Raw genomic sequence first — 8,967 nt, forward strand, 5'->3', positions numbered from 1 at the left:
AGATGTGTATAAGAGACAGGTTTTATCAGAAGCTCTAGATCGAATCTTAAATTGGTTGCACGATCGACAACGCCAACATCCTGAGTTTTCTGGATATTATTGGGGTGAATACGGAGGATATAATCGAATAGACGATCGATTATATCCTCAAATGAGATTGGGGTTGTCTCGCTTGGAAATTGCAGAAATTTCCAAGGAATTGCCAGAACCATTGCCACCGGAGGTCATCGAATTATATCAATGGAGAAATGGCAGTATTTCTGACGACCCTCGTATATATAATTGGTTATTCAATTTTCGGGAAGGGTTCGGCTCACAACGTGCAGCTAAATCGCTCGATCTACAATCTGCCGTTAGCAGCTACAGAAATAAGCAAAGTTATAGTCTTGAAGATGTAACTGTAGACAACTTATTGACTACTCGATATGATAACAATTCAATGCAATTGTTTGAGGCAGCCGAATGTGTGGACGGGTATATGGTGATGAATCAAAGCAGACAATCCTACCCTATTGTATTTTGGGATTTCAAAGGTGGCTCGGATGTTACTTATACAAAATATGCCAGCTTGACGGATATGATGGTGACAATTGCCGAGAGTTATGAGAATGCCTGCACGATAGACAAGCGAGGGAGAATAATTGAGAACAAAGATAAGTGGTGGGAAATATGGAGAAAATACAATGCTAGTTATTGGGTGAATTTATCGCTGAGAAATATCGATCTAATTCAAAACAAACTCCCTTCATATATCTGCGGTGAGTACTTATCAGTAACAGTTGTCAAAGAACTTGCGGATACATTAAAATTTTCTCAAGATGTTAGGTTAATCGAAGTATTGAGCAGTTTTTTGAGAAGTCCTCGCATCGATCCAGATTTCGATCGTCAATTAAAACATACAGCATCTATGTATTTAAGTAGCGTAGGTGGTAGTCAGGCAGTGGATTATTTATTACCTATTCTCAATGATGATGACTGGGAAACTCGTTACTTAGCAATAGTTGCTTTAGGGCAAATTAAAGACGATCGATCGGTTCCAGCTTTAATAAATTGTCTTCAAGATGAACAGGAACATGTTAGAAGACAGGCACAAGTTGCTCTCGATCGCATTCAGACAGGAGATGGAAAACTGGCAGGCTTTAGAAGTACCCCTGCGGTATCTTTTCTAGAATCACAATATGGCTTACAAGGTTTAGATCTATATGATGTCACTGGTCTCAGCGTACCCCCGATCGATAACGAGCAGTAAAGTATTTAATAGGGTAAAATATTCGCTAACTAGCGATCGATCTGTTAAAGATATAAATTCTTCTGGCTAGATTCATCTAATTATGTCGATCGAGACTCATTATATTGTTGTTGCAATCGATCGGGAATACGGATCGGTTTTTTGGTTTCTAGATTGACAAAAATGCCCGTTTGTTGTGCGATCGCGGAGACTTTTCCTGGCAACGAAATTTCCGCGCCAACTACCCACCGCAATGATGCTAAGGATTCCATCCACATTTTGCCGATCGGTCGATCGTGCATTTGAATGGATTGTTTATAGTCAATCGTCGTTTGCAAGACAATGGGGGCAAATCCATTTGCGACTTGCTCCTGGAGCGGGAAGAAACTACTTAGCATTTCGAGACGGAGATCTTCTAGCCAGCGCACGTAGACAATGTTGCTGACAATTCCCGCAAAGTCAATATCATAAGTTTTGACTGGTAGCTGTAGTTCGATCTCAAATGGTTTGCGCTGTTCGATCTCGCTCATATCTAAGTTTTAAAATGCAAGTTAGATTTAACATTACCAGAGATAACTTGTAAAATGCAAGAAAAGATTGCGACAACATTAAAAGTTTCATGACACTCCCCAAGCGTTCTCCTTGCCCTGTTGCCTGTACGCTAGATCTCATTGGCGATCGCTGGACGCTGCTGATAATTCGCGACATGATGTTTTTTAACAAGCAGCGATTTGAGGAGTTTTTGGAGTCACCAGAGGGGATCTCGACGAATATTCTTGCCAGTCGGCTCAAGTTGCTCGAAGAATTGGGATTGGTAGAAAAGCAGCCCTACAGCAATCACGCGCGGCGGATGAATTATCAATTGACGGATGAGGGTAAAAGTCTGCGTCCGGTATTAAAAGTGATGGCGGTTTGGGGTTTGAAGCATGTGGAGGGGACGCAGGTGCCATTTTTTGAAAACCCTAACTCTGATGTTCTGGATAAAAAATAAATAACTGACAGCCTGTCGCCGATTGCGGAATGTGGCTAGAACCGATCGGGTGATGAATGAATGTCCCAGCCGGATAGTCGCGAGTGCCATCATTAAACACGCCACTCATCACTAGCACTTCCTCTGAATTGTCGTGATGAAAGTCGATGCCTTGCCATTTCGCGCCGGGTGCAATGTCCACCAGGATTGCTTGCGCGCCAGCTTCTCCTTGCCATAACTGACGCACGTATATGCCCTGAAATACCTCTTGACTGGGGCTGTTTTTGCCATCCGACCAAACGATCGCGCTCATGTTAATTTTCTATCTAGTTTGTAACATTAGCATAAACTGCATCCAACTATTTGTCAAAATGAACTTACTGAAGTTAAAATTCATTTTTGCCGATAATTAAATGGAATTTCGACACCTGCAAACTTTTCAAACGATCGATCGAGAAGGTAGCTTTCTCAAAGCGGCAGAGAAACTGCAATACGCACAGTCCACGATTACTTTGCACATTCAGCAACTCGAAGCAGAGCTGGGTGTAAAACTATTCGCTCGTCGCGGTAGGCGCACAGAATTGACAGTTGCGGGGAGAACATTGGCAGAACATGCAGATCTGCTGCTGCATCAGGCAGCTAACTTGCAACAAACGATGACCGATCTGGTGGCAGGTGAAGCCGGACATTTGCGGATCGGATCGATCGAGCCTGTGGCTAGCGTCCATTTGCCTGCGATTTTGGCACGGTTTTGTACCCAGCATCCCAAAGTGCGTCTGACGCTCGAAACTGGCGTGACTCGATCGATCTGCGCCCAGGTAGCAACTGGATCGCTCGATCTGGCAATTTGTTCGCCGCCTGCGGCCAATCTTGGCTTAAACTTTGAGTTGCTATTTCACGATCCAATTTCGTTGCTGATTCCAGCCAATAACCCACTCGCTAGCTACGACGAGCTTCCGGTATCCGCATTAGTTAAAGAGCGGCTGATTCTCACAGAAGAACACTGTCCCTACCGCCAGATCTTAGAGCAAGCCTTGCTAATTCATGGCATTAACCCCTTTTCTGGCATCGAAGTCATGAGCTTGAGCGCGCTCAAACAATTGGTAAGTCATGGCGTAGGAATTGGTGCCGTACCGACAGCCGCGATCGATCCACTGCCACCAAATACGCTCGTGCGGAGTATTTCGGGATTGGATCTCAATTTACCAGTTGGGATCGCGATCCACCCAACCGCAAGTTTTCCAGGTTCGGCTTTGCACTCACTAATTACAGATTTACAAGCCAAACTATCGAGTATTACTTAATATTGTCGATCGTCAATTCCGTCCACAAATCTGCAAATCGATCGACCGTCCAGCCGACTAAACCAGAGACTTGTCCGTCGCCAATTTCGACAATCCTAGTAACACCATCGCGGCGATCGATTGTATCGACAGAGAAAAATTTACTATCGATGCGGCGCGAACATTCGGTGACGATCGCGGGGATTTCCAGATCTGGCGATGCAGCAAAAACTCTACCATTGATGACGAAATAACGTCGTTCTGTTTCTGTAATAAAGTCTTCTACTTTTCTGACACAAATACCGCCCTCGATCGTGCCTCGGAATTTTTGCATTTCACCTACGAGGGAATTAATTGCTGAAGGTGAATTAATTATCGAGCCAGTCGAGGTTTTGAGAGATTTTACATAATCTTTAATAAAAAACTGACTCCAGCCTAGCTCTGTTAATTTAGCTTCTAGGCGATCGTCTACATCGAAAAAATAAGTTTCGGGAGTCAGGTCATGAAGTAATGGATACCAATTAGGTAAATAATGCGTTCTGAGATATTCATCGCGATCGATCCACATCTCTGCTCCAGCATTTTTGACAGCATTAACTAATAATGAATAATCGTCTGGTGCTAGCATCCAGCCCCGATAAATTAATTGCTCTCCTGGATTTGGTTCGGGATAAATTGTGGATGAATCTAAACTTAAGTTTTCTAAAGAAATTAACGAATTCGCACAGCCGCGATCGCCCAAAAGAGCAAATTGCTCGGCATATGCTGAATCTACTCGTTTGGGTTTAAAGTAATCGCTAGGAAAGATAAATCGCATAATCTGAATACACAAAAATTGGAGATTCAGTAATTAAATATAAATACAATGTAGGGTGGGCAGTGCCCACCATCTAGATCTCAGGCATTGTCTATCTGATAAATATTTGTGCCAATTTAGTTACACAAAAATTGGAGCTTCAGATCTGCGAAGACAGATTGGAACAACTTTATCAATCCTCGATCGACCCTACTAACACATCACTAAAAACCCAACCGTAGGCAGTTTGACCTTTGCTATTGCGGAACTTAATGTAGATAGCTCCGCCACAGACTGAATTATCAACGTATTTTAATGTCGTAATTACCTCGCCGTGTTTGAGCCGCCCCACCATGCGTCCTTTTAAATCTTTAGTTGCCCAAACTCTAATGTACCCTGTTTGTTTGTCCTGCAATTTAATTCGCTCTTGTCTGGATCCGTTATAGCTATAGCAACTAGCCTGAGCGGTACCAATGTTGACACTCATAGCTAATAAGGTCGCAACCAGTCCGACCGTCGCAATTCGTTTCATACAATATTTATCTCGATCGCTTTTAGTTATCAAACAGCATTCGATCGCCACTTTCCGATCGAATGCTCTAATTTTCTACACTAGTTTAAAAATAGTTAGTTAGATGGCTAGATTTATTGCATATTTTGCCGCTAATTGCCCAGCAATCAGTGCGTCGATCGCATTCAACGATCGATCGCGATAAGCTCCATAGCGTTCTTGCTTATTCTTAATTTTGGTCGGCAATTCTGGAAAAATGCCAAAATTTGGGGGCATCGGTTGAAAATGCTTGGGTTCGGCGGTGCTGATAAAGTCAAACAGCGAACCCATCATCGTCACATTCGGCATGACGATCGGTTCTAAGCCTAATGCTAAACGTGCGGCATTGGTTCCTGCCAACCAGCCGCCAGCGGCTGCTGCGGTGTAGCCTTCGGTACCGATAATTTGTCCGGCGGCGAGTAAGTCTCGGCGGCTGTGAAATTGGAGTGAAGAAGAGAGTAATTTGGGCGAGTTGATAAAGGTGTTGCGGTGCATCACTCCCAAGCGCACGAATTCGGCATTTTCTAGGCCGGGAATCATCGAGAAAATCCGTTTTTGTTCGCCCCATTTTAAGTTAGTCTGGAAGCCGACCATGTTCCACAGTTGTCCGGCTTTGTCTTCTTGCCGCAGTTGAATGACGGCATAGGGGCGGTGAATTTGGTTTTCAGGTGCCTTGAAATCGCCTCGGCGACTGTCGAATAAGCCGACGGGTTTAAGGGGGCCATACCGCATGGTTTCTTCGCCGCGTTGGGCTAATTCTTCGATCGGCAAGCAGGCTTCAAAAAACTTGGCAGTCTCGCGATCGAAATCTTTCAATTCGGCTTGCTCGGCGTTACACAGCTCTTGCCGGAAGTGGAGATATTGCTCCTTATTCATCGGACAGTTGAGGTATGCAGCTTCGCCTTTATCGTAGCGGGAGGCAAAGAAAGCAATATTTTTATCGATCGAATCGCCGACGATAATCGGACTGGCAGCATCAAAAAAGTTGAGATAATCCATCCCCGCAAATCGCTGGATATCCTCGGCTAAAGCCGGACTAGTCAATGGCCCTGTGGCTAATACGACAATGCCATCGCGGGGAATTTCGGCCACATTATCGCGCCGAAATTCTACCAGGGGATGATTTGCTAAGGTTTGGGTCAAATCGTGGCTGAATTGGCCGCGATCGACGGCTAAGGCTCCCCCCGCCGGAACCGAGTGGTGGTCGGCCTTCTGGATGATAATCGAACCCAATCGGCGCAATTCTTCGTGCAACAATCCGGCGGCTCGATCGGTCGCTTGGGCACCAAAGGAGTTACTACAGACCAATTCAGCTAATTCTTCGCTATGATGCGCGGGACTCAACGTGTGGGGACGCATCTCATATAGGGTCACAGGTACGCCAGCCTGGGCGATCTGCCAAGCTGCTTCGGTACCTGCTAAACCACCGCCAATCACCCGAACGCGCATATCGATTAGATGTTAATGTCTGCCGTTCTATTATACGCCGCGTCGCTCGATCGAGTAATTGAGGGCGTTGCTGGATTCAAGTATGAAAAGCTAGAGATGGAAGCGGGGAGTGGGGAGCGGGGGAAAGAAATACAAAAATAGAAAATCATACCTTTGTCTTGTCTTGACGCGCTGCTTGGTGCGCTATACCGTCGGGAAACAAAGGCGTGCGCGCATCCGCAAACCCTCTCCTTCGGAGACGCTGCGCGAACGGCAAAGCCGTAGACGTTGGCGATAGCCTGCCGTAAGCATACGAAGCGAGGCGTGTCGGAGACGGAGCGCGAGCCGCAAATCCGCAACGCCTAATTTAGATCGTCTTTAATTAACTCTCGATCGAAGGTTGAAAATTAGGCTCGTCAAAATAGTAAGCTCCATCTGCTGCTAACATTCGATTGAATAGTTCGATCGGGCTAGTGGCGATGAGCGTAGAACTTGCAAATCTCTTCTCTTTATTACCCAGGAAAAACCAACATTTTTGAGAACGGAAATTAAAATTATAGGCGATCGATCGACCGTCGCTAAGATCGATAAAAGGAGTTACCCCACAAGCACAAAAACGCGGACTTTCATCATAATCCCAATATTCTTCCCATAACCGAGCGGGGAGAATCTGCCAAGAACGATCGCGATCTCGATATATTGTCGCCCCATCGAATCGCTCTAACATTTGGACTAGTTCGCGGGGAATCGAATTCGATCGACATCTCGATCTATCCCACGGGGGTTGAGTCAGATGTTCTTGTTGAATGCGTTCTAATAATTGACTGAATCCGTCGGTTCGATCGCGCACTCCCCAACCAATTTCTGGCTGCAATATTCTTTGCAAATCTTGATGTACGCCAATGAATCCTGCAATTAATTCTAAGTCTAAAGTCGTACTACGATCGGCAGATCGATCGACGAGTTTAAACCCAACTTGAGATATTCCCATCGGTAAAGCTGTCAGTGCAATTCCATCAGCGGGTACTCCAAACAATGCGATTATATCTTCTTCATTATCTCGCGTGGGTAATTTACATCGATCGAGAGCGAGTACGTGATTGCGAACGGTGGGAGCTTTGGTTATTCCATCTCGGAGATATGGAAATAGATCTGTCAACCAGCCAGTCATATAATCGACAGCATAAACTGCTTGCGGTTTGTAGATACATTGCCAAAAATCTCGATCGGGTTTACCCGCCGCAGTATTAATAAATTCCTGACAAATTGGCAACAATCGCGCCGTCCACCAGCCCAAATTATATCGAGATAAACTCGCTACGCGATCGTAAATACTCTGCCAATCTGCTACCGTACCCAGCAGCGAAATCTCTGGAATCCCGCACACGCACAACACCACATAATCGAAATATTGCTGAAAGGCATCCATCATTACCACATGACTGGCAATGTGCGTAATTGACGTAGTGGTACTAAAATTGCACTCCATCAATCGATAAACATCGGCACCCACTCGTTCGCGTAATAGCAATGTCCACTGTTCGATAATTTCCGCCCATTGTGTCGGCAAAGTAGGTAAAATATCGATTTCTGCTACTAACTTATCTTTACCCTGATGGCTGACAAAATTAGCGCGCAATTCTTCGGCATTATTGTTGATATGTTGCGCCACTCCTTGAGCGATCGTCAACCAAATAATATCCGGTGTCAGTACTAACGGACGATGCTCGCTAAAGGCGGCATGTACTGCCAATGCTAAAGGATGAATCTCGCGATCGGCGATCGTCTCAAATGTCTCATCATGACTGAATGCTAGCAAGGTTGTCGTCAGAACTTGCTCGAATTGAGAGCGGGCAAATACCGTCGGCAATCGATCGGCCGCAGGTTTGACATCATCGACTGCAAATCGAATTTTACCCGTGTTACGTTCTAAAATTGGCGCGATCGGGGACATTTTTTACAACCTCATACCATTTCGGATTACCGATGCGCTCTCGATCTGGAAAAAATTCGCTAATTTTGTGGCACCTTCGTGCGTACCACTATTTATTAAAATTTCTTACAGGAATAACATAAATATCGACAGCATTTTCTGTCAGAATATTAATAAGCTGCGAATCGTCAGGTGATAATTTTACGATAGTTTTTTTTCCATCCTTTGCTTCTACTAATGCTTGAGTGCGATCGGCACTAATCCCAGCTTTCTCGATTTGTTTTTGTTTTACCTTAGCGATAAACTCAGGATAGGCTAATGTATTTGTTACTGAGTCAGATTTTTGAAAAAATGTAGTGTCACAAGCAGATGCGATCGTCACGATCGTCACGATTACGATCCAGTGCAGATAAGATCTAACGTTTATCCTTCGGTGCGAGCTATGCAAATTTTTGTCTGAATGCATGTTGTTAAGTTAGTGCCAAGTAGACTCCGATTGTAGTATTTTAACTCGATCGAATGGATGTCGAACATCTCTTGTGCCACTGTCCTGACAAGTGAAATTGGCACATGCTAATCCTGTGAGATTCGCTCGTTACAGGATCGGCAGTACCTAATTTTTCCAGACACTAAACTTTAGGCAAAATCGAGGAGCTGCCCTGTATATTTAGGAAATACCTGCGGTAACTTACTCTCATCTATCGCCAATCTCCGAGTTATCACCGTGCTCAACACATCGCGAAAATCTGTCGTCACGGCAAGATCTCGCCCTTGATATC

The 8,967-nt window shown here is 44.9% G+C and carries 11 protein-coding genes; 4 read left to right on the top strand and 7 right to left on the bottom strand.

Translation table 11 applies throughout. From position 1 onward, the window contains the following. Positions 1-1,249: HEAT repeat domain-containing protein (locus tag C7B77_RS16510; protein ID WP_146138360.1), on the top strand; the 1,249-nt coding region annotated here is incomplete at its 5' end. An 80-nt stretch (positions 1,250-1,329) separates the two neighbouring features. Here the strand turns inward: C7B77_RS16510 and C7B77_RS16515 are convergent. Beyond that, positions 1,330-1,758 (bottom strand): acyl-CoA thioesterase, encoded by a 429-nt coding sequence (locus C7B77_RS16515; protein WP_106307044.1) that lies wholly within the window; start codon positions 1,756-1,758, stop codon positions 1,330-1,332. A gap of 89 nt (positions 1,759-1,847) precedes the next feature. On the opposite strand from C7B77_RS16515, the gene C7B77_RS16520 reads away from it, so the two are divergent. Continuing rightward, positions 1,848-2,219, top strand: a complete 372-nt coding sequence (locus C7B77_RS16520; RefSeq protein WP_106307047.1) for a winged helix-turn-helix transcriptional regulator — start codon at positions 1,848-1,850, stop codon at positions 2,217-2,219. Here C7B77_RS16520 and C7B77_RS16525 read toward each other — a convergent pair. Beyond that, positions 2,191-2,511: a cupin domain-containing protein gene (locus C7B77_RS16525; protein ID WP_106307050.1), complete on the bottom strand. Its 321-nt coding sequence runs from the start codon at positions 2,509-2,511 to the stop codon at positions 2,191-2,193. The two genes, C7B77_RS16520 and C7B77_RS16525, sit on opposite strands and share 29 nt — an antisense overlap. Before the next feature lie 100 nt (positions 2,512-2,611). On the opposite strand from C7B77_RS16525, the gene C7B77_RS16530 reads away from it, so the two are divergent. Further along, the gene (locus tag C7B77_RS16530; RefSeq protein ID WP_106307053.1) at positions 2,612-3,502 is read left to right on the top strand and encodes a LysR family transcriptional regulator; all 891 of its coding nucleotides are present in this window, start codon (positions 2,612-2,614) and stop codon (positions 3,500-3,502) included. Here the strand turns inward: C7B77_RS16530 and C7B77_RS16535 are convergent. The 3 genes from C7B77_RS16535 to trmFO form a co-directional block, all read right to left on the bottom strand. Further along, entirely contained in the window at positions 3,495-4,298 is an 804-nt protein-coding gene (locus C7B77_RS16535) for an ATP-grasp domain-containing protein (protein ID WP_106307055.1), read from the bottom strand. The two genes, C7B77_RS16530 and C7B77_RS16535, sit on opposite strands and share 8 nt — an antisense overlap. Positions 4,299-4,470: 172 nt before the next feature. Next, the gene (locus C7B77_RS16540) at positions 4,471-4,809 is read right to left on the bottom strand and encodes a hypothetical protein (protein WP_106307058.1); all 339 of its coding nucleotides are present in this window, start codon (positions 4,807-4,809) and stop codon (positions 4,471-4,473) included. Between the two features lie 99 nt (positions 4,810-4,908). After that, on the bottom strand, positions 4,909-6,276 hold the full coding sequence (gene trmFO / locus C7B77_RS16545; RefSeq protein WP_106307061.1) for an FADH(2)-oxidizing methylenetetrahydrofolate--tRNA-(uracil(54)-C(5))-methyltransferase TrmFO: 1,368 nt from the start codon (positions 6,274-6,276) through the stop codon (positions 4,909-4,911). Positions 6,277-6,291: 15 nt separating this feature from the next. Here trmFO and C7B77_RS31460 point away from each other — a divergent pair, with 15 nt between their 5' ends. Then, positions 6,292-6,417 (top strand): hypothetical protein, encoded by a 126-nt coding sequence (locus tag C7B77_RS31460; RefSeq protein WP_281261366.1) that lies wholly within the window; start codon positions 6,292-6,294, stop codon positions 6,415-6,417. Positions 6,418-6,637: 220 nt separating this feature from the next. On the opposite strand, the gene C7B77_RS16550 is transcribed toward C7B77_RS31460, so the two are convergent. Beyond that, positions 6,638-8,209: a DUF4419 domain-containing protein gene (locus C7B77_RS16550; RefSeq protein WP_106307063.1), complete on the bottom strand. Its 1,572-nt coding sequence runs from the start codon at positions 8,207-8,209 to the stop codon at positions 6,638-6,640. A gap of 88 nt (positions 8,210-8,297) precedes the next feature. Further along, positions 8,298-8,570, bottom strand: coding sequence for an ATP-dependent metallopeptidase FtsH/Yme1/Tma family protein (locus C7B77_RS16555; RefSeq protein ID WP_146138361.1), 273 nt, complete (start codon positions 8,568-8,570; stop codon positions 8,298-8,300). Between the last annotated feature and the right edge of the window lie 397 nt (positions 8,571-8,967).

This window comes from Chamaesiphon polymorphus CCALA 037, from assembly GCF_003003845.1.
GTDB lineage: Bacteria > Cyanobacteriota > Cyanobacteriia > Cyanobacteriales > Chamaesiphonaceae > Chamaesiphon > Chamaesiphon polymorphus.